The sequence below is a fragment of the Streptococcus sp. HMSC062B01 genome, assembly GCF_001811085.1.
GTDB classification, from domain to species: Bacteria; Bacillota; Bacilli; order Lactobacillales; family Streptococcaceae; genus Streptococcus; species Streptococcus gordonii.
On the sequence record NZ_KZ672806.1, the window covers coordinates 200,563 to 226,691 of the forward strand.

Sequence of the window (26,129 nt, forward strand, 5' to 3'; positions counted from 1 at the left end):
GTACAGTTACTTAAATCTTGAGAGTACAAAAACTATAACTCAATATCGTACAGCCCAGGGGAAGTTGTACAGTTACTTAAATCTTGAGAGTACAAAAACTTTTAACAGTACAATGAAATCACTATTAGAGTTGTACAGTTACTTAAATCTTGAGAGTACAAAAACTGACCGTGTTGTCCAGTTGCTGACCAATGCGTTGTACAGTTACTTAAATCTTGAGAGTACAAAAACCTCAAATTCGTCAATTTTGGTTTCTGTACCTCAAAAATATTATAAATCCTTACATCACACTCGTCAATACTATTCTTCCAAATATTTCAATAACATTGGATTGACTGCTCCAATACGGAATTTTGTTTTCATTTCATACTGATACAATTTGTTTAAAATCTTTAATACCACTTGATCCTCTATTGATAAACTCATATGAAGAATGTCTGAACTAAATAAATAGGGGCCAACCTTTCTTAAAGAAGTTAAAAATTCTTGTTCATCAGGTATTTGATTTATTGGATACTGATTAGTAAAGCGATCATACATAAATTCTAACGAATAAAAATGATCCACATAATCTGAGACAATATTGATTTCCTATAACACCTCTTTAGTGACGTGGATATAGCCCTCATTGGATGGAAACGAAACAATATATAGTGAGTTACTATGATTAGTAAGAAGTTCCATTTTTTCGCAACACTTAACAAATTCACTGTAGGATAGATAATCATCCATATTTCGTAGCACAAGCAAAAACTTTTCATCACTATCCTTCACCATAGCTTCTAGCATAGAAAGAAATAATAAAAACTTTGTCTTATTATCTACAAATTCAAATGAAATATTTTTATCGTTTTGTCCAAAATAAGGCAAAAAATTCTTTTGAATCAATTGATCTGTGTTAAAGTATTTTGCTTCTGTATGATAGACAATATCATCTATCTGAAGATTCAACTTCTGATTCAATAGTAATGAAATTCTATCCAGATTATCATTGATATTTTCGATTTGCTCTATCATCTTTATGGAATTAATCTTTTTCTTTATATAATGATAAGCTACTGTTCCTTTTTTATACTCCATTTGTTCAATTAAATCATTGATATTCGATATTTGAATAACAATGAACTCTGAACGGGAAGTCACTGTATCATCTATTAATATTCTAGGTTCATTTTGTTCAAACAGAACTAAATCTTCCTCGCTATATTTTTTACCTCCAAAATACCACAATAATATTTGCCAAATATAGTACTTTAATTGCTGATCTTGTCCTACAACTTGAGTAAATTGCCCAAAGCTTAATGAAATATTATCCTTGTATGGATGACTTATGCTCATTTTCATATAACTACCAACTTATTATCACTGACTACTTCTTCTTGTTTTGTTTTTCCACCAATTATTAAAACCATTTCAGAAAATTGCTTCTCAGTCACTGCTAGCAAACGGACATTCCCACTTGGTAAATTACTTTGACTTAATTTTTTGTAGAATTTGCTCGCAAAACTTCGATTAGGACAGGTTCTATAATAGACAGAAAACTGTAACATCTCAAAACCATTTGCTATTAAGTCTTTTCGAAAATTACGATAGACTCTCTTTTCTTGATTAGTTTCCATTGGTAAATCAAAAAAACACAATAATCTCAATGCTTCATACCTCATTTCCTTAGCTCCATTCTACACTCGAAACCATAGGACAGTAAAATTTACTAGTATCCTTATCCGAGATGCATTTTAGAAAACCTTTAACATATTTATCCATTGCTACTGTCACCGAACAAGTTTCTTTCCCATAACGAATCCTTGCGTTCAGTATATCCGTCAAGGCTAATCGGAACTCATATTTCAAATATTCCTCATCTCGTAAATTTTGATATACCCAAACATCCACAATCTGCCTAAAAGGTTCCATTAAGTCATCAACCAAGTTAAATTGGTTATATTCATTCTTATGGAAAATTCCTATTAAGGGATTTAAACCATATCCAGAAACAATACGTGCCATCTGGGCCCTCATGATGGCATAACCATAATTTAGACCAGCATTGATGACATCCGTTTCCTGTTGAGTAAGTCGTACAAATTTCTTACCAAACAGTTCATTAAAATAAACTTTGGCAGCATGACCCTCACGATTCGTTTTATCTCCATATTCAATATGATCTTTATAGTCTGCTAATAACTGAATACAATCAATATTCTTCTCAAACATTGAAAGAACATCTTGCTGATTATTTATTTTGAAATAGGTAACTATCTGCCATAATTTGTCTTTTTGTTCCTGCGTCCACAATAATTGTTCTTGTAATTTTTTATAAGCTCTAAAATGGCCATTTTGTGAATGGTAAATTCCTGTAGGTAAGTGCTCATTATCACATACAATCAAAGCAATATTATACTTACTTAAGGCACTTAACAATCTTAAGGTTACAACTGTCTCCCCTCCCTCTGCTACAATTATCGAAATATCACTCAACGGGATAACATAGTCTTCACCCATTTTCTTAATTAAAAGGTTATCCAACTTTAATTGCATTTTTTCACTCTGACAAACATGCACAATTCTCCAAGTCATAATCTTTTCCTCTTTACAAATCGAAAACACCCCGCCATAAATGACAGGGTGTTGAATTCGGCATGAAGCCTTATCTTTGTAGCTTCTGCAAGATTTAAGTAACTGTGTAAGGCGTCCCTTACAGTTACTATTATAATACTTTGTAAAAGCGTTTGCAACTCTTTTTTAAATTTATTTTTTAAATTTGAGTTTTGGTTCATCACCCTCTTTTTTGATGAAATGTTTATTACCCAAAACATCTGTTTTGACTTTGTAAATAGAAAGATTTTCTATTTGCATATTTTTTTGGAATTGATTAGAGGAAGGTGGTACCTTTCCTAATACTTCAAGTTCTTCTCCTTTCTCAAATTTTGCTTTTTCATAAGGTTTCAATTCTATTTTATGTTTTTCAAAACTTTTTGGATTATCTTTTCCAGTACGAGACCAAAATCTAAAGAATTGTTGACAATTCGTTTCAGTATCCTTAATTAAAATAAGATCATTCTTATACAGTGTAAATTTAAATTCAGATTCCTTACCGATTCCTTCTTTCTCTCTTATTTTATTATATTTAACTTCTGAAATACCGTAAGAACCTCCTTTCCCAAAACACAAATCTGCATACTTCAATCCCAAGAATTCATATTTTCTTGTTTCTGGATTATAGTATACATCTGTTCTCCAAGGATTTAAAGAAAGCAAAGCTACTGGATTTTTACTTTCTGAAGGAGTTATATCAACAAATTTTCCTAGTAGATTATCGTAGTACTTCATACTTTTAATTACTGAACCATTGCCTTTTCGACTATATTTGCGAATAGGCCCATTTTCAATTCTATATTTTTCAAAAGGATTGAAATCAACCTCTTTTCCATTTTTGTCATATTCTTTAAATGGTCGATATTGTTCAATTATCTTCTCTATTACTTCATCCCAAGTTTTCCTATCCTTCTGATACATTAAGAATTGAGATTTATCCGTCTTGTATAAATCTAAAAACTTATAGAATCCTGTTTTAGACGGAGTTTTTGTCCCTAAAGCATAGATATCTTTGATTTTCCCTAAAGTATAAGTATACTCTTTTTTATCTTTGTCTAATTTTGCTTTTCTTGTTGCGTAAATGGTTGCGTCTGAAATTTTTCGGTTATATTTTGAATCCACTTGATATGAAAACAGAATGCTATCCTCAAACTTCTTGCTACGTAATGTATCAACAAAATGGTCATATGGTGCTTTAAATACTAACTCTTTGTATTCTTCATTACTTAATGAAACGATTTCTCCAGTCTCTGAATCAACGAATTGCCCATCTTTATAAGAAATCAAAGGATTATTATGTTTTTTCCATAATCTTAATTGACTGGAAGCAGCAATAATTAATGCATCCACAGCATGATGGTGGTAAGTATCGCGAGATTTTTCAAGTTTCCACTTTCTTCTTAGCTGAGAAGTAAATTGTCCACGCACCACCGAAATAGTTGTATCAAATTGATGTTTCTTATAAAAATCTTGCAAGGCATTTAAAACAACTCGAGAAGAATATCGAGTATCAACTAAATTCTTTTCGATAAACTTCTGCTTCACTTCAATTTTACTAATGTCTTCTTCTGTTAAAAGATAATCTTTCTTTTTATTACCTAATAATTTAGACTCTTTTACATATGATTTAAACTCACGGTAGGACCAGGCATCATCCATACTATCTAAAGCCTGAAACGGTGTACGTTGTCCCTTTTCTTGGTTTGCAGTAGCTAGAACTAATACTTTATTAGATAGACTATCATCAAACGATAAAGAAAGAGGTAAAATATGGTCAATTTCGTACTTGTACTGATTGTGGATTAAATCTGAAATTTGAATATTCTTCCCAGTATAAAGACATTTTTCTCCCTGTTGATGCCATAAGCGAATCTTAGTTGCCAATTCCATATGGCCATGAAAAATGTTATCTGGTAACTCTTTTTTACCATTGTATTGAAACGCTGCTTTTTCCATAGCAGCATTTTTCTCATCTTGGTTTGCTTTTTGTTGCTTGATATAATTTTTCTTCGCATCTTCTTCGTTATTTTCACGGGCCATTTCGATAACGATATTATCAAAGATACCATATTTTTTAGTTGCTTCGTTGATTATCTTTATGGCCTGTCTAACAGATTTTGCTACTACAGGATTATAGATTTCTTCTGTTAATTCTTTTTCATCAATATACTTAGTTCGTTTTGATGTCTCTTTAGATCTTTGTTTTCCCAATCGTGTGAGAATTGTCATTTGCTCTTCTGAAGTTTCATAAAGTTCTGGTATCAACTCCATCATGAGTTTAAGAGAAAAATTATGCCATCCCTTACTAAATAGACTGCTATTATTTTTTCTAAATTGAACCAATTCAAGTACTTGATCTCGATTAAATGTATCCTTTAACTTCGAGTTAATCGCTTCTTCTATACCTTCTCGCTCTGTATTCAAAGTTAGAATATGAGCAAGCTCATCTAGAACTTTTCTAGGCAATTCTTCAACTTTTATCGTTTCTAAAGATTGCATTTTCCGATAAACTTCAAAAGTATGCATTTCAGGTTTATTATTTACATCAACTCGGTAACCACGTATCTGATCTACTGAAGCATCAATCATTTTAGCAATGTACTTCAATAAGGTTGAAGCTCCTAATGTTTTCGCCGACTTCGCATATTCAATGATTGTTTTCTTTTGTTCCTCACTAAGTTTCTTGGTCTCTGTAGGGACTGTTAAATTATTTAAATCATTTAGTAAATTAAACTCTTGAGCAGTATAGGAAGCTTTTGAAGCTCTATACTCCTCAGGATAAAATGTACATTTGCCAATTAAAATACCAAAAATATTATCTAAGGTAGTACCATCTGTTCGAAAACGTCCATAATCTGTCCGAGATTTTTCATTACCTGGTCCATGATAGTATTTTCTTTTACCGGTAAGAATTGTTAAATAATCCTCTATAAACTCATCAGTAATTTTATTATTAAATTCTTGCTGTTTTCTAAGAATTCTTTCAGCTTCTTTTCTATAAGCAGATGTTGAAAAAACATTAATCAATCGACGTTTTTCACCATTTTCTTCAACAGTAAAATCTCCCCTTAATTGACCATATTTTTCAAAACGCTCTAGTTGGATTTGACCAGGTGTCTTTTCAGTAAGTAACCTTCTATTTTCTTCAACTGCCTTACCATAATCAGACGATACTGTACCCCCATCCTCAGAAGCATCATCTAAATAGCTAATACCACGCCTTTTAACAATATTCTTCAATGCAATAAACAACTCTTCGTTTGTGAGTTGATTCTCCATTCCTTGTACACGAAGTTGATAAGGATTAAGATTAATAGACAACTTAGAAAAATCAGTTAACAAACCATAGCTTTCAAATAGATCCTGAAGCCTAACACTACGGTGTTTTTTCCTGCGATTTAAGCGTCTTCCCTGTCTATTACTCCTTCTTTCGACATTATTGTCGGCAGTTGCAGCAGGAAAAAGCCGAGAACTAGCATGAATGATCTTCCCCGTATCTTTTTCTAGAATCCCCACCCCTACAGAGGCAATACCAATATCTAAACCTAAAACTAAACCGTTCATTATATCTCCCTTCTTTTATTTACATATTAACCATATTTTATACCTAATTCTGAAAAAACTCAATAAAAAATGTAAGGGGTTTCTGTTTTTAATCTGTCTATTATTAATTTTTTTCCTGAGCTAATCATTTAGATAGCTTCGTCTTATTCTCATATGTTTTTATCTTATTTCATACCTATTCTTTTTATAACTTTTACAAATATTTACGATAGGATTAAGTAAAAGTTTTTTGGGCGGATTTGGGGCAAACATAACAAAAAACCCTTGGTTTACAAGGGTTCTCTGTTTGATTTTATGTCCCCTGCCGGAATCGAACCAGCAACTACTCCTTAGGAGGGAGTTGTTATATCCATTGAACTAAGGGGACCTAGAGAAAAACTCTGCCATGTGACAGAGCTTTCTAAGATTAACGACGGATTTCTTTAATACGAGCCGCTTTACCTTGCAATGCACGAAGGTAGTACAATTTAGCGCGACGCACTTTACCGTAACGAACGACTTCAATCTTATCAACACGTGGAGTGTGGATTGGGAAAGTACGTTCAACACCTACACCGTTAGAGATTTTACGAACTGTGTAGTTTTCTGAGATGCCAGCACCTTTACGAGCGATAACGACACCTTCAAAGATCTGGATACGTTCGCGAGTTCCTTCGACAACTTTCGCGTGAACGCGGACAGTGTCACCAGGACGGAATGCAGGGATATCAGTACGAAGTTGACCTTCAGTCAAGCTTTGGATTAATGGATTCATTTTTTACTCCTATCTTACTAATCTTATGATTCATGACCAAAGCGGATTAGTCGTTTTTTTGTGCTCCATTTGCACAAAGAATATTATATCAAAATTCCGGTAAATGTAAAGATTTTTAGATAAAAATTCCTAAAATAATAGCTAAAAATCCTAAAAGATAAGTCAGCATCAGATAATGGATGAATTTCTTCTTATTAGAAAAAAGACCTACCAGCTCAGCATTAAAAGTAGACAGGGTCGTCAATCCACCGCAAAAGCCAGTTGCTAGGATAGTATAAAGTTGCTTGTCTTGAACATGGTTATAGAAATACCCAATCAAAAAAGCTCCTAGTAAATTGGCCATCAAAGTCCCTACTGGCAAAACAGCTCTGCTATTGACCTTAGAAAGAAAATAACGGACGAGAGCCCCACCCCCGCAAGCTGTAAGAATAAGCCAAATCATAGGCCCACCTTCTTTCCAGCCCACAAGGCAATCCACAAACTACCGCCAATGCTCAAGACTAGATAGAGGATAAAGTCCGTGTATAGCCCTAGATCCAGCAGTTTAATAGAGTCTAAAAGGAGACTTGAAAATGTAGTCAAGCCACCACAAAACCCTGTCGATATAGCCAGGATAAAACGTTTAGACACTTGCTTATTTGCTAAGTAACCCTTTACCAAATAAACCAGGATGAAGGTCCCCAGATAGTTGACCAAGAGTGTGGCAAAGGGAAAATGTCCAGTGAAGGTGACGAAGGAAGAGATTAAGTAACGAAGCCAGCCACCAAGCATGGCAGCTAAGCAGATGGCGAGAGAATTTTTCACTTCCTTCATGCTTTTTTCTGTTCCTGATAAGCACGGGAGTTTTTCAAGATATCCTTAAAGGTGGCAAGAATCGTATCTTTGTAGACTGGATTTTCAACATGATCAGCCACTCGTCCTAAAATGACTTCTTCTCTCTTTGTGTCCAGCACTGCCTTGCCTGTCTCCTGCTTATAAGTAGCCACTTGGTTAACGAGTTTCATCCGTTTTTCCAGCAAGACTACTAGTTCATCGTCTATTTGATTGATTTCTTGTCTCAGTTCTTCTAGATTCATTCGTTACCTCCTTGTATTTTACCTATCATATCAAAATTCTGGATGATTTTCTAGTTTTCTTGGAAAGTGAGTCCAGTTTGATAGTATTTTGTAAGAAAGAGGACCCTTAGCACGAGCCCTCTTTTATCATCACAATTGATTCTTGTCTACAGATTTCAAGGTTGCCCCGGACCTTATTAAAGAGAACTCGCAAAGGCGAGTTTTTATCTGCAACCTAAAAATACCCGTTAGGTTTGTCTCAGGGTAAACCGACTAACGTCGGTTCTTATCTACAGATTTCAAGGTTCCCCGAACCTTAGATTAAGGGGAACTCGCAAGGGCGAGTTTTTATCTGCAACCTAAAAATCCTTGTTAGGGTATTCTCTAGGTAAACCGACTGCTGTCAGCTTTTATCCGCAACCTAAAACAGTCCGCTGGACCTTAGATTAAAGGGAACTCGCTGGGGCGAGTTTTTATCTGCAACCTAAAACAGTCCCCCGGACCTTAGATTAAAGGTAACTCGCCAGGGCGAGTTTTTATCCGCAGATTAAAAGGGTCCACTGGACCTTTTTAACCAACTGAGCCTTCCATGCTCATGTTGATGAGTTGGTTGAGTTCGACGGCGTATTCCATTGGAAGTTCTTTGGTGATGGGTTCCATAAAACCATTGATAATCATAGCTGTGGCTTCTTCTTCGCTGATACCGCGACTCATCAGATAGTAGAGCTGGTCCTCAGACACTTTGGAAACCTTGGCTTCATGCTCTAGAGCGACATTGGAATTATGGATTTCATTAAAGGGAATGGTGTCGGAACTGGACTCACCATCCATGAGAATGGTATCGCACTCGATATGCGACTTGGAGCCCGCACTATTCTTACCAAAGCGAACCTGGCCACGATAGTCCGTCTTACCTCCGTCCTTGGCCACTGATTTAGAAATCAAGGTACTGGATGTCTTGGGTGCATTATGAAAGACCTTGCATCCTGCATCCAAGTGCTGGCCATAATTTGCAAAAGACATAGAGAGGACAGAGGTTCTGGCATTTCGACCATTGAGGACGCTACAAGGATATTTCATATTGACCTTGCTTCCTAGATTGCCATCAATCCACTCCAAGGTACCGCCCTCTTCGACAGTGCCCCGCTCCGTTACTAGATTATAGACATTGTCCGACCAATTTTGGATGGTCGTATAGCGGAAAAAAGCATCCTTTTTGACTATGATCTCAACAGTCGCGGCATGAAGACTATTGGTCGTATAGGTCGGTGCTGTACAACCCTCGATGTACTGAATGGAGCCACCCTCCTCGATAATCATGAGGGAGCGCTCAAACTGGCCTGCGTTTTCTCCATTGATACGAAAATAGGTCTGAACAGGAATTTGACAGTGCACGTTTTTAGGAACATATATAAAGGTTCCACCTGACCAGACTGCTCCATTTAAGGCTGCAAACTTATGTTCAGCATTTGACACGACTGTCCCAAAATATTGCTTGACTAGCTCTGGATACTCTTGAACTGCTGTATCCGTGTCAGTAAAAATAATTCCTAACTTTTCGAATTCTTCCTTCATATTGTGGTAGACAACCTCAGATTCGTACTGGGCAACAGCACCAGATAGGAATTGCTTTTCCGCCTCGGGGATTCCCAAACGATCAAAGGTCCTTTTTATCTCTTCAGGAACGTCATCCCAACTACGAGCTGGCTCACCGCTTAGTTTCTGGTAATAGATGACATCTTCAAAGCGAATGCCTGACAAATCAGGACCAAAGTCCGGCATAGGCAGTTTGTTAAATAGCTCTAAGGAGCGCAAACGATAGTCTAGCATCCACTGGGGTTCCTTTTTGATGGCAGATATTTCACGAACAACTGCTTCTGTCAATCCTTTTCCAGTCGAATAAAGTGGTGCTATATCATCATGAAAACCGAAAGCATAATCACGTTGTGGCATAAAAGCCTCCTTTCTCCATACAGAAAGAATCACATGGGTTCCTACCCTTATTATACTCCTCTAGATTAGAATTGTCAGAAAATAAGAGACGATTATTCCATTTGATCTAGCAAAAAAAGCAGAAGGGATCTGATTGTTCCCATTCTGCTTCAATGATTTTATAAAGTAAGGTCATCTAAAATGAATCGACTCAAGCTAAGATCTCAAAAACGCTGGCAGTTAAGTTCTCAACTTCTGTATTAATTTTGCTACGGTTATTGCTGACGACTAGTTTGAGCTTGTCCGCATTCTCCAAGCGATAAGGTGTGCCACTAGCATTAAAGACGACTAGATAATGCTTCTTGTCCTTGACTTCAAAAATGATAAGACCACTATTTGTCTGTGCATGACGAACATAGACATGTTGGTAAATTTCTTCATATGTCGAGTAAGAAAATTCTTTCCTGGTCGTTTTTAGCTGAATAATCTTGCGGATAAAATTGACACTATCTTGATGTTTCGAAAGTAGATTCCAATCCACCTGGTTGACTTGGTCTGGCGCATTGTAGCTATTCATAGCTCTTTCTTTATCTGCTTGAGTCACCTGGCCATTTGGTCCTGTTCCCACCAACTTAGTTCGAGAAAACTCCTGCCCCAGCTCCATAAAGGCTAAGCCTTGCATGAGAATATTCATGGCAGTTGCCAGTTCAATCCGCTTGGTAAGCGTTTCTAGATCATCATGTGGATGGAATTCTCTTAGTAAATCATGCAGATTATAATTATCATGAGCCTCAACATAATTGACGACCTGATTTGGCATGAGGTAGCTACCTAACTCACTACTTCCTAAAATAGCCTTGGCAATGATATTTTCAGTCCCCTGACCACTGACAAATCCAGCTTTCAAGGTTCCAAATACCTCAGCACCTTTAATAGCATCTCGCTCATTGTCATTAAAAAATCCAATGTCTAGAAGCTGATAGGCATTGTCTTTCTTGGCTTTATCTTGAGGCAGGAGGCCTATCCCCATATCCCATCCTTCTCCGTAAGTCAGGATACGTGGGTCTACCTTGTCCAATTCATCTCGAATGATCTGCATGGTCTCTACATCGTGGATACCCATCAAATCAAACCGGAAACCATCCACATTATACTCTTTGACCCAATACAAGAGTGAATCAATCATATACTTACGGAACATCTCATGCTCGCTAGCGGTTTCACTCCCGACTCCGGTTCCATTCTGGAAAGAGCCATCTGGATTCATTCGATAGTAATAATCGGGAACACTGGCTTGAAAAGGGGAGTCAAAGGTAGAGTAACTGTGATTATAGACTACATCAAGAATCACTCCGATACCAGCATCATGATAGGCTTGAATCAAGGTTTTTAAATCACGAATAGCCTGAGCTGGATCAGATGAGTTACTAGAAAGGCTAGTTTCTGGGGCATTATAGTTCTGCGGATCGTAGCCCCAATTATAGGTTACCTGCCCATTTTCATCATAGTCTTTATGGCGGTCTGAAATGGGCTGGAGCTGGACATAATTCACACCCAAGTCACGAATATGATCAAAGGTTGTCGCTTGGCCAGTGCGATTTGTCGTACCTGTTTGACAAGCACCGAGGAAGGTTCCGCGGTAAGCTGGTGTGATACCTGAACTTTCTGACTGGCTTAGGTCACGGATATGCATCTCATAGATAACTGCTTGACAGGCATTCTTCACGCGCCAGTGGGCTTCTTGTCCCTGCTTAACTTGAAATCCAAGTGGATTTCGTTCTTGGTCTGTCACGATAGCTGTTCGTTTACCATCAGGACTAGTAGCCTGACTATATGGATCCCGAGTCAAGTATTCTTCATGATCAAAGATCACCCGATATTGGTAGGCACGCTTGGCTAGATCTTCAGAAATGCTCCCTTGCCACACTCCAATTGTATTCTTTGTGTGGTCTGTCGAAAAATCTCGGCCTCTCTTTAGAGAAATAGTTTTCCAAATGCTGGCTTGGTTGCTGGCATCTTTATAGATGACCACTTCAACCGCTTTTGCTGTCGGTGCCCAAAGTTTAAACTCAGTCTTGTCAGCTTGGTAAAAGACACCTAAACTTCCCTGATAGCCCCAATGACGGTCAAATTCCTTGGAAGAAACCGCCATATCAAAAGCGTGAGGATTTCTGTATTTGTAATAGTGGCTAGTGATTGCCGCCTGCCTAGAATAATAGACTTGATGGTCTCCCTCAAGAATCCAAACTTCTGTAACCAGGTGAACCGGCAAGAGACGAATGGTATAATCAATGGTCTGGCTTGACCAGTCTGCTTTTTTTATAATCAAATGGACATAATCCAAGTTTGTCTCACTTTGGTAAGTAACAAGTCCACTTCGCCCAAAATAATCAAAATTAGAAAATGAAGCTTCCTTTCCGATTTGGTTTTCCTGCCACTGCCATATATTGTACGAAAGGTAATCATCAGTGGGGTTATGGTAATGGACTAAGACCTGGTAGTCTGACATTTTTATCTCCTAGGTTCATCATGATTTTTCTGAACAAAGAGCATCGTCGCTGATTTCATCGATATTGGCAAAAAATTCTAAGTGATTGTGGAAGACTTCTAATTCAACTGGGGTGTCTCCACCATATTCGCCATCAAGATTAAGCATAAATGGTTCTTTGCTGTCTAAAACTTCTAGTTTTAGTTTGCTTGTTTTTAAGTATTCGACATTGACATCTGTCACGTGTTGGCCACCATTAATGGCCTGAATCAGTAGGGCTAACATTTCAAAAAGTTTGGCTGTTTTGACCAAAATCAAGGTAAAGTTTCCATCGTCTAATTTGGCATCTGGAGCAACTTGCTCAAAGCCTCCTATAGAATTGGTCAGTGCTGCAAACATGAGTGAAATCTTACCTTCAAAAACACCATGATCATGTGTAATGCGCACCTTGCGGAATTTAGAACGTGGCAACATTTCCGCACCTTTGGCAACATAGGCAAAGTAGCCCAAGCGAGATTTAGCTTCACTTGGAACACGATAGGTTAGCTCACTCAAAGTACCAGCCGCTGCTATGTTAATGAAATATTTTTGTCCAAAGGCTCGGCCGATATCCATTTTGATGGTCTGATTCTTAGCAATGATTCTCGCAGCTTCGACAGGTTTTCCCATAGGAATCTTCAGCGCACGCGCGTAGTCATTGGTCGTACCTGTCGGGATGAAGGCCAAACGGGGCCGATTTTCCAAGGGGGCTACTCCATTTACGACTTCATTGATGGTGCCGTCCCCTCCTGCCGCGATAATCAAATCAAAACCAGCCTTAGCTGCCCGCTCTGCTTCTTTTTGCGCAGAAAGAGGCTCTGGCGTCGTTTGATAAGCACTGGTTTCATAGCCTACGTCCTCTAAAACGTCCAGCACTTCCGCAATATTCTTTTTGATAATTTCCTGACCAGATGTCGGGTTATAAATGAGTCTTGCTCTTTTTATTACATCTTTCATACAGCGCCTCTATAACTGTTCAAGCCATGCTTCATCTTGGATTTCGATTCCCAATTCTTGGGCCTTGGCCAACTTGCTACCTGCATCCGCTCCAGCAATAACCAAGTCCGTTTTCTTGGAAACACTGCCAGCAACATTGGCTCCTAGACGAAGAAGTTTTTCTTTAGCTTGTGTTCGTGTTAATGTTTCTAATTTCCCTGTTAAAACAACTGTTTTACCCGATAGGACTGCATCTGCCGCCACCTTTTCACCAAGGTAGGCCAGATTAACTCCTGCTTCTTCTAGTTCCTTCAGCAGGATCTGTGTCCCTTCTTGGGCAAAATAGCTGTGCAGGCTTTTAGCAATCACCATGCCAAGACTATCAATGCTGGCAATCTCTTCTTGCTCTGCCTGAGCAAGGCTTGGTATATCATGGAATTTCTCCAGTAAAATCCGACTGGCCTTGCTACCAACATGGCGAATACCTAAGCCAAACAAGAGTTTTTCGGCTGAGTTTGACTTAGAAGCCTGAATAGCATTATATAATTTATTAGCTGATTTTTCCTTAAAGTTCTCTAACTGGAGTAAATCTTCGATGCTTAAGCGGTAAATGCCTGCCACATCTCGAACCAAATCCTTAGCAAAGAGCTTTTCAACCACTGCCGGCCCCAGGCCACTAATATTCATAGCATCACGACTGGCAAAGTGAGCCAATCCTTCCATGATTTGGGCGGGGCAGAGCGGATTGATACATCGCAAGGCGACCTCATCTTCAAAATGGAGCAAGTCGCTCTGGCAACTCGGGCACTGGCTAGGTACATCCAAGTGTTCATCTGAAACACGCTTGCTTTCTACCACACGCAAGACGGCTGGAATGATATCTCCAGCTTTATAGACAATAACTGTATCATCTTTGCGAATGTCCTTTTCCCTGATGTAATCAACATTGTGTAGAGTCGCACGGCTAACAGTTGTCCCTGCCAACTGAACTGGTGTTAGATTAGCTGTAGGTGTTACCACTCCGGTCCGACCCACTGTCCAGTCTACAGATAAAAGCTGGGCTTCCTTTTCCTCAGCTGGAAACTTATAAGCGATGGCCCACTTAGGCGCCTTAACAGTAAAGCCTAGCTCCTCTTGCACAGCTAGGTCATTGACCTTTATGACAATACCGTCAATCTCATAAGGAAGACTGTCCCGCTCCTGACCAATCTTTTCGATAAAGTCCCAGACTTGGTCTATAGTACTAGCCAGTACCCGTTTTTCATTAACAGAAAAGCCAAGTTGACTCAGTTTTTCAAGGACATCTTCCTGAGTCGCTTCAGTTGTCGGGTTTGCTTCTTGGTAAAGGAATGTCGCTAGATTACGCTTGGCCACAACTGATGTATCCAGCTGTCTCAAGGTTCCTGCTGCAGCATTTCTTGGATTGGCAAATTCTGCCTCCCCATTTTCCTGACGAAGCTGGTTTACCGCATCAAAAGATGCCTTTGGCATATAGCATTCCCCACGTACTGTAATAGTCAAGGGTTTTGGTAAGGTCAAAGGAATATCCTTGACACGCTTGAGATTCTCCGTAATGTTCTCACCAATGGATCCGTCACCACGAGTCGCTCCTGCTACCAAAATACCATTTTCATATGCCAGGGAAATAGATAGACCATCAATTTTCAGTTCACAAAGGTAGGACGCATCTGGAAATTCTTTTCTTACTCGTTCATCAAAGGCAACTAATTCTGCACGCGAAAAAGCATCCTGCAAACTATAGAGAGGATACTGGTGTTGGTATTTTTCAAAACCATCTAAAACTTTTCCACCCACTCGGTGAGTTGGGCTTTCTGGTAAAATCTCGTTTGGATATTGCTCTTCCAATGAAACCAGTTCCCTGTATAGCTGATCATACTCACTATCTGACACACTTGGCGCATCTTTTGTATAATATTCATGAGCATAACGATTGAGCAGGGAAACTAACTCAGACATTCTATCTTTCATACTCTTATTTTATCATAAATATCTCTATTCGCCCTATTTTTTCCCTTAAAAAGCGAAGAAAAAGGCCTATCAATCAAAGTTTCTCTTAGCCTTAACGGCAACAAAAAAGGCCTCAGATTTCACAAACCTAATAAGCCTTTTCGTTTTTATTGGGTTAGGTCAATGCGCTTACTGATTTTATCAATCAAGATAGCTCCGACAAGTAGAGATGCACATTCTCCAATAGCTGTTGTAAACCATGTAAGTAAGAATGGTGCTCCAGTAACAATATTCAATTCAATAGCAATTGTCACCATTGAAATCGAAAAGAAAATTGAAAATAGAAAGAAGTCTTTTCGAAGCCAACCGTTGAGCAGATAGCCCGGCTTAACTTTGCTAAATAGGACAACCCCAAGAGTTAGAAAAACTAAAGTTGACCCCCCTCCGACAAAAACATCAATCCAAAGTGGACTAAATAGATTCGCAATCATACATCCGATTGTCACACCAATAATGTATTTACGATTATAAAAGGCCATAAAGTTCATCATTTCAGAAATTCTAAACTGATAAGCGCCAAAGCTAATCACATTGAAGGGTGGTATGATTGTAAGAGCAATGTAAATAGCTGCTACAAGAGCAATTTGCACCATATCACGGGCAGTTAATTTTTTCATCAAATTCTCCTTTAGCGGTTTTACCGCGTGTAATATGCTTGGCGAAAGAAGCTAAGCGCCAAGGGTTGCTAGGAAAAAGAAGAAAGACAAGCCTCTCCCTTACAAACTCGGCAACTCAACTAGTATAGCATAAATATTTGAAATATGATAGACTATCTTTATGAAATCCTTAATAAAAAAATTCTTTGATAATGAGATTCTATCCTATCTCTTCTTTGGTGTGGCAACAACTATCGTTTCTGTTGCCAGCAGGATGATCTGTTATGAATTAACTAGCAATGAAATCTTGGCAACCGTCATTGGTGATGTTCTTGGTATTCTCTTTGCCTTTGCAACCAATGACACCATCGTTTTTAAGCAAAAAAGAAAGGGCTGGCCTGCTAGATTAGTCAAGTTTTTCACAGCTCGATTGGCTACGATGGGTTTAAATTTACTCTTGACCTTTATCTTTGTGACTAGTTTTCCGCAGATTATTGGCCAGTTTGTTAATCATAATATCAAATTGGTCAATACTATTGAAACCCTTACCGCTCAGGTGCTTATTATTGTTCTCAACTACGTTTTCAGCAAACTCTTTGTCTTTGAGAAAAAGAACTAAAGACCTCGGAAAGAGCTCCATGGAGGCAGAAATGAACTTAAAATTTGAAAATGGTGACTCAGCTAAAAGAGAAGAACTGAGAAACTTACTCAGAACCTATAACCGCTCAAAAAGAGAACCATCAGAAAGCCAAGCTCTGGACATTTATTTAGAGGATGAAGAAGGAAATCTCATAGCTGGCTTGACCGGAGAAACTTTTGGAAATTGGCTTGAAATCGAATATCTATTTGTCAAAGAAGACCTTCGTGGGCAAGGTATTGGATCAAAAATTTTGGAGCAAGCTGAAAAAGAGGCTCGAGTCAGAAACTGTACCTATTCATTCGTCAATACCTATCAGTTTCAGGCGCCTGATTTTTATAAAAGACATGGATACCAAGAAGTATTTACCCTGAAAGAATATCCTTATAGCGGAAAGAGGTACTATTTTACGAAAGACTTAGGACCTGAGAACTGATGATAAGGGCGACATTCTGGCAACTATTTATAAAAAAAGGATCCACCCTACATAAATTAATCTGGACCAGATAATTCTGATCCAGATTTTTTTATTTTTAAATTTCCAGATTGTAATGTTCAGCAGTCAGATGGGTGATTTCACCTTTAACGCCAAAATAGTCCTCAATCAAGGTCTGGAGTTCTGACATCGCTGCTCGAGCACGCACTGCTTGCTCTTTATTGATGGCCTCAATGACCAAGATAGCATCCTTGGTCTCCTCTGTTAGCATGGTACGCTGGGCTTCTCGCCAGTTAAGACAACGACAGACAGCTCCCTCTTCATCGTAGTAGATGATTTCTTCTGGCAGTGCCGGTGCGTCACTCTCAGCGCCCAATGGGAAAAAGGCTTCCCCACCCTTGGCTTTTCCTAGATGAAGACCTCCGACAATCTTATCCAAATCCTCTCCGCCACATGGAACCGCATAAGAGAGCGAGACACTGTTGTAGATATCAACCAAAGGATTGATTGGCTGGAACCCTCGTCCCTGACTAACCCGCTTGAGCAGAGCTTCGATAGAGGAACGCGCTCCTTTCTTGGTCTTGAATTTGCTGAAGGCCTGCCGCCACTCTTGAATGACTTCATTTTGAGTGAAGTTCTCATCTAAAATAAAGTCCTCAGCTCGTTTCGCTCCCTTATCTAGTAAGGATTTGAAATATGGATCCTTACTTTCATCCACTCGATTATCCAGTCCTTTGACTACTAAAACACTAATCTGAGCTTCTGGAAATACTTGCCAAAATGCTTTTTCAACTGTAACTTTCATGATGCACCTCTTTAATCTTAATAGTTTCTTTTTTGTCCTTTTTTGACTGCTTCCCAGTCACCTGTGATATTTTCACGCACTCGTACCAGCATTTTCTCCAAGGCTTTAACTTCCGCCTGAGAAAAGCCCTGCAGGGATGTCTCTTCAGAATAGTTATTCTCTGCTAGGATAAAAGGATAAAGTTTTTCTCCTTTTTCCGTCACAAACCATTCCTTGTTCTTCTTGTTGCCCTTGGCTGCCTTCTGCTGAACCAAGCCCTTGGACTCTAGCTTCTTGACAGAACGGGCGACCGTTGAGCGATCCACCTTGAGCAGCTCCGATAGCTCCTCTTGGATAATTCCTGGATTCTCCGCGATTCTTACCAAATAAAGATATTGCCCCCGCGCCAGCTCTATGTCACGGAACTCAATATTAGCAATGGAATCCAAAGCTCGTGCGATAATCCCAATTTCCCGCAATACTGACATATCCCCTCCTTTAAACTTTTATTTGAATCTATTATACCACATTTTATTGCAAATGCAATAAAATAGAATGAAAAAGAAAAGAGGAAAATTCCTCTTTAAGAAATCAATATCAAAATCCTTACAAGTAAAGGAGTTTCTTATTCTTATTAAGATTAGTAATGATACTAGAGAAAAATGCAGAATTCAGTTCTTGACCATCCGTTAGGTTGCCATTTAGCTAGTTCTTCTTTTTAAAGGAAAAACTTCCTATTCTGTCTAGTTGGAACTCCGACTCAGAACAACTTTGAATACTCGCATTGAGAATAGCACCGATAATCAATATTTTAGAAACAATGATAAACCATAACATAATGATGATCACAACTACTGATCCGAAAAAACGGACATTAATAAAGTGGTGCATATACGCTTCTAAATAGGCACTAAATAAATTCAGTAGGCCAAAGAGAATTCCCACTACAAAGATGGTTCCTGGCAAGACGTACCGAAGTTTGTTTATCTTAACATTAGGCAAAAGATAATAGAGGGCAACTAAGGTTAGAAAGAGAACCAGGAAAACAAGTCCCTCAGTTATAGTAGTGATTTGTCTATAGAAAGAGACATCTAAATCAAAAACATTGTAAACCACAGTTAGGATACTTCGACCAAAAACAGATAGAATCATAGAAAGAATCAAGAGGATCTGTAAACCGATACTCACCACAAAACTAAACAGACGGTTTCGAAGCAGGCCATGCCCTTTTGTAACACCATAAGCCTTATTAAAAGCTTTTTGCAAAAATGAGATACATTTGGAAAAAGCCCAGAGAGCTGATAAGATGGAGAAACCTAGTAAACCAGAAGACGGCTGACCAAAAACGGCTCTCACAGCTTTAGCCACCATGGGGTAAAGCGAATCTGGTAGTATTTCGCTTAACAAATTCAAGAGAGCGTCCGTTTGGACTTGAAAATAGGGTAAAATATTGGCTAAAACCAGCAATAAAGGAAGGGCCGAAATCAAAAAATAGTAGGCTACAGCTATACTGGTCATACCTATTTCAGACTTATCATAAAATTCTATAAAAGCCCGTAAAAACTGCTGTTGTTTTAGTTTTTCGACTATTTTTTTCATGAGCTTCCTTTCTAAAACTAGGGCAAAGGCCCATCATTTATTTCTTTTTTATTTTCTAATAGCAAGAAGTCTTTTTTGCTACGGTTCTCAGTCTCTACCGGACAAAGTTAAGAGGCTAGGAACGCCTTATCCCAACCTCCTATGTTTTTTAATAAGTTCCTTCTTCACCCTGACTGGTCAAAATCACTGGGCCATCTTTTGTAATCACAAACTGATGTTCGTATTGGCAAGATAAGCCACCATCTAAGGTTTTATGAGCCCAGCCAGTTTTAAAATCAGTGTCAATTTCCCAAGTACCGGTATTGATCATTGGTTCAATGGTTAATACCATTCCTTCTCTTAAGCGCAAGCCACGTCCTGCACGTCCATAGTGGGGTACCATTGGTTCCTCGTGCATAGTTGGACCAACTCCGTGACCAACCAAATCTCGCACAACGCCATAACCGTGACTTTCAGCATATTCTTGAATCGCTGCACCAATATCGCCAATACGATTACCAACTTGTGCTGCTTCAATTCCTCGGTAAAGACATTCTTTGGTCACATCCATGAGTTGCTGTGCTTCTGGACTGACTTTCCCAACTGCATAAGCCCAGCAAGAATCCGCAACACCGCCACGAAAACTTTCTGTGTATTTTTTAACTTCTGAGACCTTATTAAAATCCAGTTTTGAAACATCTAATTCAGCCTTATCAACCAATCCGACAACCATATCTACACAGATAATGTCACCTTCTACCAGCTTTTGATGACGGGGAAAAGCATGAGCCACTTCATCATTTAGAGAGCAGCAAGTAGCATACGGATAGTCCATGATGCTGCCTTCTACACCAATCTGCAAGGGCAAAGCATTTGCTTCTTTACAGCGTTTGCGGACGTATTCTTCAATATCCCACATATCGATCCCTGGCTTAATCAAGTCTCTCAAACCTCGATGAATAGAAGCGAGAAACTCCCCACTTTTTGCCATTAAATCAATTTCGCGTTGCGATTTTATTGTAATCATTCTTAGATTTTATTCCTCTTCTTAGTTTATTTTCACTGTCATAGTTGCCTTAGCTACTAATTGATGGTCTAAATAGACATCGTAATCTATAATTGCTGAACGTCTTGTTTCATGCACCACACGGGAAGTCAAAGTCAAGTAGTCATCCAATTGAACAGCCTGTAAAAAGTATATCATCATCTGTTCAATAATTAAACTTCGTCCATTAGAAGCTACCAGCTGATGAGTTGCAGTATTTAAGATTTCTGTTAGAACTCCATGCGATAAAACCCCGTTATTTTCCAGCATAAAAGGCTCTACTGTAAAGGAGAAACCATTAGCGTTCTGGACTAACTTCTGAGCAATCTGGTCACTAAAGGTTGGCAGACTCGATACCTGCTCCCGACTCATTTTTTCCAAAATATCCCGCCGAGTAATGACTCCTAGCAAGGTTTGATTGCTTCGTATAACAGGAATCATCTCAAAATCTTCTGCAATCATCCTTTGACTAATATTGGCAATATTCGTCTTCAAGCCTGTCATAAAAGGATTTTTTGTCATGATTTTATCAAGATTTGTATGGGGCGATTTATCTCCAGCGTCACGCATTGTCACTACTCCAACTACCATTTGATGTTGGTTAATGACCGGAAAGCGACTGAAACGATTTTTACGCACCAGCTCCAAATAATCACGAACTGTATCCGTTTCCCTTAAAAAGCCATATTCATGACTAGAACGATAGACCTGTTCAACTGTTAAAATATCTGTTTTTATTTGAATATTGGAAAGCGCACGATTAATGATTGTCGCTACTGTATAGGTATCATGCTGGGTCCGCATGACCGGGATTCCCATCTGATCTGCAAGAGTTAAAATATCCTCTTCAACTCGAAATCCCCCTGTAACCAAGACAGCATTTTCATTCTTTAGAGCTAAGCGTTGAATCTCTGTCCGATCTCCGACAATCAAGAGACCTCCTTCAGTCAGATAACGCATAATATTTTGCTCTGTCATAGCCCCAATAGAGAACTTACTGAATTCCTTATCTAAACCAGCCTGTCCAGCTAATACTTCTGAACGAGTAATTTCAGCGATTTCATGATAGGTCAGATGCTCTAGAACAACTTTTTTAGATTTCACTCGAACAGTACCGCTACGAGGACGAGTCTCAACCAATCCTCTGTTTTCAGCTTCCTTAATCGCTCGGTAAGCCGTTCCATCACTGACTCCTAGATAGTTCGAAATACTACGAACACTGACTCTTTTACCAATAGGAAGTTTCTCCAAATAAGCGATAATTTCCTGGTGTTTACTCATAAAAATCACCTCTTTCATAGCGAAATTCGATATAGTCTCTCATCTTGCGTGTATAGCGGTCACTTCCTTTAAATTGTCGACACATTTTAAAACCCGCCTTTTGAGCAACACGCTGACTAGCCAGATTTTCCAAATGAGTGACAACGCTTAGCCTTTTTAGGTCAAATTCGCTAAAAGATAGAAAGAGAATCTCTTTGACACATTCAGTCATTAGTCCTCTTCCCCAATAATCCTTTTTTAAAAAATAGCCCAGCTCAGCTTCTTGCTTAATTTCATCTAACTTTTCAAACTTGATAGAACCGATCATTTGCTGGCTCTCTTTATCACAGATTGCCCAAACACCAAGAGGATTCTTCATAAAAAAGTTAGCCACTACATACTGGCTCTCCTGCAGACTGGATTGACTTGGAAAGATAAACTCCAGATTCTGTGGATTAGAGGCTATAGCATAGAAATCTTCTGCATCCTGGTAAGAGAAGGGTCTTAGTAGCAGGCGGTCTGTTTCAATAAAAGCAAATTCAGCTAGTTTTGTCCAAATATTCATAAGCTACCTTTAGACAATACTTTCGTATATATCCTATTCTTGTATCCTTACGCTTCCTCAACCAACTCAATATCGGCACCCAAATTTTTCAGCTTCTCAATAATATTAGAATAGCCACGAAGGATAAACTCAATATTGGTAATCTCTGTCCGGCCTTTAGCCATCAAACCTGCAATAACCAATGCCGCTCCCGCGCGTAAGTCAGTAGCTTTTACGGCAGCACCATGTAGCTGATTTGGTCCTTCATAGATAATTTGATGACTGGTTGATGAGATTTTAGCTGTCATTTTAGCAAGCTCAGGCACATGATTAATTCTCTTCTCATAAATCGTATCCATTATCATGCCCCGTCCTTTGGCTTTCAACAAAAGCGGAGTGATTGGTTGCTGTAAGTCAGTAGCAAACCCTGGATATGGAGCAGTTTTAATATTGATAGCTCTGAGTTCTCTTTGCTCTTCAACATAGATACTGTCTTCTGAGACAGTCATTCTAACACCCATTTCTTCTAGCTTAGCGATAAAACCTTCCAAGTGCTCATACAAGACATTATTAATCTGAACCCCTTGGCCGACTGCTGCTGCCAGTGAAATGTAAGTCCCTGCTTCGATTCGATCTGGAATAACCTGATGACGAGTCCCATGAAGCTTATCTACACCTTCGATTGTGATAATATCTGTACCAGCACCACGAATATGGGCACCCATATTATTCAAAAGAGTAGCAACATCAATAATTTCAGGTTCACGGGCTGCATTTTCAATAACTGTCCGACCGGATGCTCGAACAGCAGCTAACATAGTATTAATCGTCGCACCGACACTTACTGTATCCATGTAAATGCTTGCTCCTCGCATGCGTCCAGTCTCGGCTTCCAGATGCATGGCATTGCCTTCTTGAGTCATCTGAGCTCCCATAGCTTCGAAAGCTTTCAAATGAAGGTCAATCGGACGCGGTCCAAGGTCACATCCACCTGGAAGACCGACTGTTGCTTTTCCAAAGCGCCCTAAAAGACTTCCGTAGAAATAATAGGAAGCGCGGAGGCTATTGATTTTACCATAAGGCATCGCCATACTTTGAACCTGGCGCGGATCAATCTCAAGACTGTCTCCATCCCGCTTCACACTAGCTCCCATGGTTACCATGATGTCAATCAAGCTATCAACGTCTGAAATAGCTGGCACTCCATCTAAAGTCACAATGCCATCTGCCAAAATAATAGCTGGAATTAAAGCTACAACACTATTTTTTGCACCACTAATCGTAACCTCACCTTTTAAAGGACGGCCACCATTTATCACTATTTTTCTCATTTTATTTCTCTCTCAAGCTTTTTCATACATAGAATTCCTATCTATTATATCACAGATACCTGTTTTTGCCTATTCTTTTCATAAGCTAGAGATTTTAAAAAGAGAGAAGACTCTTTCTTCTCTCTTGAATAACAGTTAGGTAAACTGGCACTTTTTAGAATGACCTATTTCATATTTTGTTTCTTTATTAGCATAGGCAGGTCTAACAGATGTCAGATAAGCTCATCTTCCCCAATTTCAAAGGCTTCCAAGATTTTCTGGATCTGATTGAAACCCAGCCTAAAATGCTCCAGCTTGTGGCCATCTGATCCCACTGAAAAGCGCTGGCCACCCAGCTCCTTGACTAGAGAAAGAGCGTAGATATAGAGTTCCTCATGACCGTAAAGATACATGGACTTGCAGTTGAGCTCAAAAGCCAGATCATAATCAATCATCTTTTGAAAAAGCCGTCGCAACTCTGGTTCAAAAGTTTTTAACTCCTCTACGGTAAGCGCAAATTTTCGGAAACCATAGTCAAAGTGAGCTAGTACATCTGCTGGAACAGCCTCAATAGCCTCCTCTAACTCTCTCAGATAGGAGGGAATTAGCTCCATCTTATCCAGCTGCAAGACTGGCTCTTCCAGATAGTCAAAACTGCCATTGTGGTGGACAGATAGGAGTTTCAAATCGTAGTCCTTGTCCGCTAGGAAAGCTAGGATATCGTCTTTGCGCGGAGCGTAATAGCCAATTTCAATGCCCTTTTTGATGCGGTTGCCATATTGCTGGTTCAGCTCTGCTATTTTTGCTGAATAGGCCGCATAGTCAGGCACATCATCGTGGGGAGAGGCAGCTTCGTAAGGGTAGGGATTGGACAAATCATAGTGCTCAGTGGTGACAATCTCGCCCGCGTAATGGTCCAGATAGTCACAGAAATCTGCCTCAGAATCATAGGAAAAATAGGTATGAAGATGGTTGTCGCGCATGCTGGACCGCCTTTCTGCAAATCTTGTGTCACTTTAGTATTGGTCAATTTCAGGTCGGTCATGAATCCGGCTCTGCTTGCCCTGACGGGCCTGGAGGACGGCCTCTACCTCTTCCAGACTGACGCCAGTCTCGACGAGAGCGACCGCCAAATGGTAGAGCAGATCAGCTGTCTCATTTGCCATCTCGTCCTTGTCAGCATTTTTAGCCGCAATAACCACTTCTGTCGCTTCTTCACCGACTTTTTTGAGAATCTTGTCCAGCCCCTTGTCATAGAGATAGCTGGTATAGGAGCCTTCCTTGGGCTTTTTTTTGCGTTTGAGGGCTTCTTGATAGAGGGTTTCTAGCATAGTATCTCCTTGTTACTGTCCTTATTTTACTATAAAAAGCAATTCTTTCCAATGGCAGGCTGACTTCTTAGTTTTATTTTTGCATTAACCAAGTAATAAAGCAAGGGAGCTTTTAGTCAGTTTTGTTGTCTTCTTCATCCCAGATTGTATGAAAAAAGCAGGATTTAGCACCGGTGTGGCAGGCTGCTCCCAGCTGGTCTACCTCGATCAGCAGGGTATCTAGGTCGCAGTCAGTTGTGATTTTTTTGACAGTCTGGTAGTGGCCGCTGGTGGCTCCCTTATGCCAAAGTTCCTGACGTGACCGGCTCCAGTACCACATCTGACCGCTAGTGCGGGTCAGATGGTAGGCTTCTTCATTGAGATAGGCCAACATGAGAACTTCTTTGCTGGTGTGGTCTAGGATAATGGCAGGTATAAGACCGCCTTGTTTTTGAAAATCTAACTTTACTTCTGTCATCAGATGCGAACCTCCAATCCAGCTGCCTGCATGGCTTTTTTGGTCTCTGAGATGGAGACCTGACCATAATGGAAAATTGAAGCTGCCAAGGCACCTGTCGCTGCAGTCTTTTCAAAAACTTCTAGGATATGCTGGCTACTGCCAGCGCCACCAGAAGCGATGATAGGAACGGAAACTACTTGAGAAACAGCTTCCAACATTGGCAAGTCAAAACCAGACTTGGTCCCGTCCTTGTCCATACTGGTCAGAAGAATTTCCCCCGCTCCGAGACCAACGGCTTCCTGCACCCAGTCTAACAGGTCACGACCGCTGTCCTTGCGGCCACCAGCCAGATAGACGTGCCAGCTGCCATCCGCTTCTTTCTTAGCATCTACGGCCAGCACCACACATTGGCTGCCGAATTTCTCAGCGCAGTCAGCTAAAAGTTGAGGATTTGCCAGTGCTGATGAATTAACGGCGACCTTATCCGCCCCAGCCTGGAGCATCCGCTTCATGTCCTCAACCGTGCGAATGCCGCCCCCGACGGTAAATGGAATGAAAACCTGCTCTGCCACGCGCCGGACCATCTCAACCGTCGTGTCCCGCTCCTCATGGGTAGCTGTGATGTCCAAAAAGACCAACTCATCGCAACCAGCTTCATAGTAGGCCTTGGCCGCATCGACTGGATCTCCCACATCAGTCAGATTGACAAAGTTGATGCCCTTGACCACCCGGCCGTCCTTGACATCCAGACAGGGAATAATTCGTTTTTTCAGCATGG

General features: G+C 39.7%; 25 protein-coding genes, 1 tRNA gene, 1 pseudogene and 1 riboswitch. Of the genes and pseudogenes, 2 read left to right on the forward strand and 25 right to left on the reverse strand.

All coding sequences use genetic code 11. The features are described 5' to 3' along the window. Positions 1-300: 300 nt before the first annotated feature. The 14 genes and pseudogenes from csn2-St to HMPREF2780_RS09845 all read right to left on the reverse strand — a co-directional run bounded on the left by csn2-St (position 301) and on the right by HMPREF2780_RS09845 (position 16,008). Positions 301-1,344: pseudogene (csn2-St, locus tag HMPREF2780_RS09775) on the reverse strand (CRISPR-associated protein Csn2-St). Beyond that, the gene (gene cas2, locus HMPREF2780_RS09780) at positions 1,341-1,664 is read right to left on the reverse strand and encodes a CRISPR-associated endonuclease Cas2 (protein WP_001268300.1); all 324 of its coding nucleotides are present in this window, start codon (positions 1,662-1,664) and stop codon (positions 1,341-1,343) included. Before cas2 ends, csn2-St begins: the two are co-directional and overlap by 4 nt. A 4-nt stretch (positions 1,665-1,668) precedes the next feature. Further along, a complete protein-coding gene (gene cas1, locus HMPREF2780_RS09785; protein WP_061596597.1) occupies positions 1,669-2,577 on the reverse strand; it encodes a type II CRISPR-associated endonuclease Cas1 in 909 nt (302 codons plus the stop codon). Between the two features lie 171 nt (positions 2,578-2,748). Next, complete coding sequence (gene cas9 / locus HMPREF2780_RS09795) at positions 2,749-6,159, reverse strand: type II CRISPR RNA-guided endonuclease Cas9 (RefSeq protein ID WP_061598894.1); 3,411 nt, start codon at positions 6,157-6,159, stop codon at positions 2,749-2,751. A gap of 295 nt (positions 6,160-6,454) precedes the next feature. Further along, positions 6,455-6,526 (reverse strand) — tRNA-Arg (locus HMPREF2780_RS09800). Positions 6,527-6,565: 39 nt separating this feature from the next. Beyond that, positions 6,566-6,913: a 50S ribosomal protein L19 gene (rplS, locus tag HMPREF2780_RS09805; protein WP_008809321.1), complete on the reverse strand. Its 348-nt coding sequence runs from the start codon at positions 6,911-6,913 to the stop codon at positions 6,566-6,568. A 115-nt stretch (positions 6,914-7,028) separates the two neighbouring features. Beyond that, a complete protein-coding gene (gene crcB / locus HMPREF2780_RS09810) occupies positions 7,029-7,355 on the reverse strand; it encodes a fluoride efflux transporter CrcB (protein WP_061596604.1) in 327 nt (108 codons plus the stop codon). After that, entirely contained in the window at positions 7,352-7,726 is a 375-nt protein-coding gene (crcB, locus tag HMPREF2780_RS09815) for a fluoride efflux transporter CrcB (protein ID WP_061596606.1), read from the reverse strand. The genes crcB (HMPREF2780_RS09810) and crcB (HMPREF2780_RS09815) overlap by 4 nt, the downstream gene beginning before the upstream one ends. Continuing rightward, positions 7,723-7,989, reverse strand: coding sequence for a chorismate mutase (locus tag HMPREF2780_RS09820; protein WP_045503606.1), 267 nt, complete (start codon positions 7,987-7,989; stop codon positions 7,723-7,725). The genes crcB (HMPREF2780_RS09815) and HMPREF2780_RS09820 overlap by 4 nt, the downstream gene beginning before the upstream one ends. A 549-nt stretch (positions 7,990-8,538) precedes the next feature. Then, positions 8,539-9,921 (reverse strand): Fe-S cluster assembly protein SufB, encoded by a 1,383-nt coding sequence (sufB, locus tag HMPREF2780_RS09825; protein ID WP_061596608.1) that lies wholly within the window; start codon positions 9,919-9,921, stop codon positions 8,539-8,541. Between the two features lie 190 nt (positions 9,922-10,111). After that, entirely contained in the window at positions 10,112-12,409 is a 2,298-nt protein-coding gene (gene pulA / locus HMPREF2780_RS09830) for a type I pullulanase (RefSeq protein WP_061596609.1), read from the reverse strand. A gap of 18 nt (positions 12,410-12,427) precedes the next feature. Further along, positions 12,428-13,384 carry a diacylglycerol kinase family lipid kinase gene (locus HMPREF2780_RS09835; RefSeq protein ID WP_012130475.1) on the reverse strand — a complete coding sequence of 319 codons (957 nt, stop codon included), beginning with the start codon at positions 13,382-13,384 and terminating at the stop codon, positions 12,428-12,430. Positions 13,385-13,393: 9 nt separating this feature from the next. Further along, positions 13,394-15,352: an NAD-dependent DNA ligase LigA gene (ligA, locus tag HMPREF2780_RS09840; protein WP_060970174.1), complete on the reverse strand. Its 1,959-nt coding sequence runs from the start codon at positions 15,350-15,352 to the stop codon at positions 13,394-13,396. A gap of 146 nt (positions 15,353-15,498) precedes the next feature. Further along, positions 15,499-16,008, reverse strand: a complete 510-nt coding sequence (locus tag HMPREF2780_RS09845) for a QueT transporter family protein (protein WP_060970173.1) — start codon at positions 16,006-16,008, stop codon at positions 15,499-15,501. After that, positions 16,006-16,140, reverse strand: a riboswitch (PreQ1 riboswitch). It overlaps the preceding gene by 3 nt. Positions 16,141-16,168: 28 nt before the next feature. On the opposite strand from HMPREF2780_RS09845, the gene HMPREF2780_RS09850 reads away from it, so the two are divergent. Beyond that, positions 16,169-16,606, forward strand: coding sequence for a GtrA family protein (locus HMPREF2780_RS09850; protein ID WP_060970172.1), 438 nt, complete (start codon positions 16,169-16,171; stop codon positions 16,604-16,606). Between the two features lie 31 nt (positions 16,607-16,637). Beyond that, positions 16,638-17,060, forward strand: a complete 423-nt coding sequence (locus HMPREF2780_RS09855; protein ID WP_060970171.1) for a GNAT family N-acetyltransferase — start codon at positions 16,638-16,640, stop codon at positions 17,058-17,060. 97 nt (positions 17,061-17,157) lie between these two features. Here HMPREF2780_RS09855 and HMPREF2780_RS09860 read toward each other — a convergent pair whose 3' ends face one another. From HMPREF2780_RS09860 to hisF, 11 genes are all read right to left on the reverse strand, one after another. After that, a complete protein-coding gene (locus HMPREF2780_RS09860) occupies positions 17,158-17,865 on the reverse strand; it encodes a B3/B4 domain-containing protein (protein WP_060970170.1) in 708 nt (235 codons plus the stop codon). Positions 17,866-17,882: 17 nt separating this feature from the next. After that, positions 17,883-18,332, reverse strand: coding sequence for a MarR family winged helix-turn-helix transcriptional regulator (locus HMPREF2780_RS09865; RefSeq protein ID WP_048779905.1), 450 nt, complete (start codon positions 18,330-18,332; stop codon positions 17,883-17,885). 217 nt (positions 18,333-18,549) lie between these two features. Then, positions 18,550-19,443, reverse strand: coding sequence for a YihY/virulence factor BrkB family protein (locus tag HMPREF2780_RS09870; RefSeq protein ID WP_048779904.1), 894 nt, complete (start codon positions 19,441-19,443; stop codon positions 18,550-18,552). Between the two features lie 148 nt (positions 19,444-19,591). Further along, on the reverse strand, positions 19,592-20,449 hold the full coding sequence (locus tag HMPREF2780_RS09875) for a methionyl aminopeptidase (protein WP_008809335.1): 858 nt from the start codon (positions 20,447-20,449) through the stop codon (positions 19,592-19,594). 21 nt (positions 20,450-20,470) lie between these two features. After that, positions 20,471-21,748, reverse strand: coding sequence for a CBS-HotDog domain-containing transcription factor SpxR (spxR, locus tag HMPREF2780_RS09880; protein WP_008809336.1), 1,278 nt, complete (start codon positions 21,746-21,748; stop codon positions 20,471-20,473). Continuing rightward, the gene (locus tag HMPREF2780_RS09885) at positions 21,741-22,292 is read right to left on the reverse strand and encodes a GNAT family N-acetyltransferase (RefSeq protein ID WP_048779896.1); all 552 of its coding nucleotides are present in this window, start codon (positions 22,290-22,292) and stop codon (positions 21,741-21,743) included. The genes spxR and HMPREF2780_RS09885 overlap by 8 nt, the downstream gene beginning before the upstream one ends. 47 nt (positions 22,293-22,339) lie before the next feature. Beyond that, a complete protein-coding gene (locus HMPREF2780_RS09890; RefSeq protein ID WP_045773250.1) occupies positions 22,340-23,602 on the reverse strand; it encodes a UDP-N-acetylglucosamine 1-carboxyvinyltransferase in 1,263 nt (420 codons plus the stop codon). 212 nt (positions 23,603-23,814) lie between these two features. After that, on the reverse strand, positions 23,815-24,564 hold the full coding sequence (locus HMPREF2780_RS09895) for a PHP domain-containing protein (RefSeq protein ID WP_061596611.1): 750 nt from the start codon (positions 24,562-24,564) through the stop codon (positions 23,815-23,817). Positions 24,565-24,597: 33 nt separating this feature from the next. Then, positions 24,598-24,912, reverse strand: coding sequence for a phosphoribosyl-ATP diphosphatase (gene hisE / locus HMPREF2780_RS09900; RefSeq protein WP_061596613.1), 315 nt, complete (start codon positions 24,910-24,912; stop codon positions 24,598-24,600). Between the two features lie 112 nt (positions 24,913-25,024). After that, complete coding sequence (gene hisI / locus HMPREF2780_RS09905; RefSeq protein WP_061596615.1) at positions 25,025-25,369, reverse strand: phosphoribosyl-AMP cyclohydrolase; 345 nt, start codon at positions 25,367-25,369, stop codon at positions 25,025-25,027. Beyond that, positions 25,369-26,127, reverse strand: coding sequence for an imidazole glycerol phosphate synthase subunit HisF (hisF, locus tag HMPREF2780_RS09910; protein ID WP_061596616.1), 759 nt, complete (start codon positions 26,125-26,127; stop codon positions 25,369-25,371). Before hisF ends, hisI begins: the two co-directional genes overlap by 1 nt. Between the last annotated feature and the right edge of the window lie 2 nt (positions 26,128-26,129).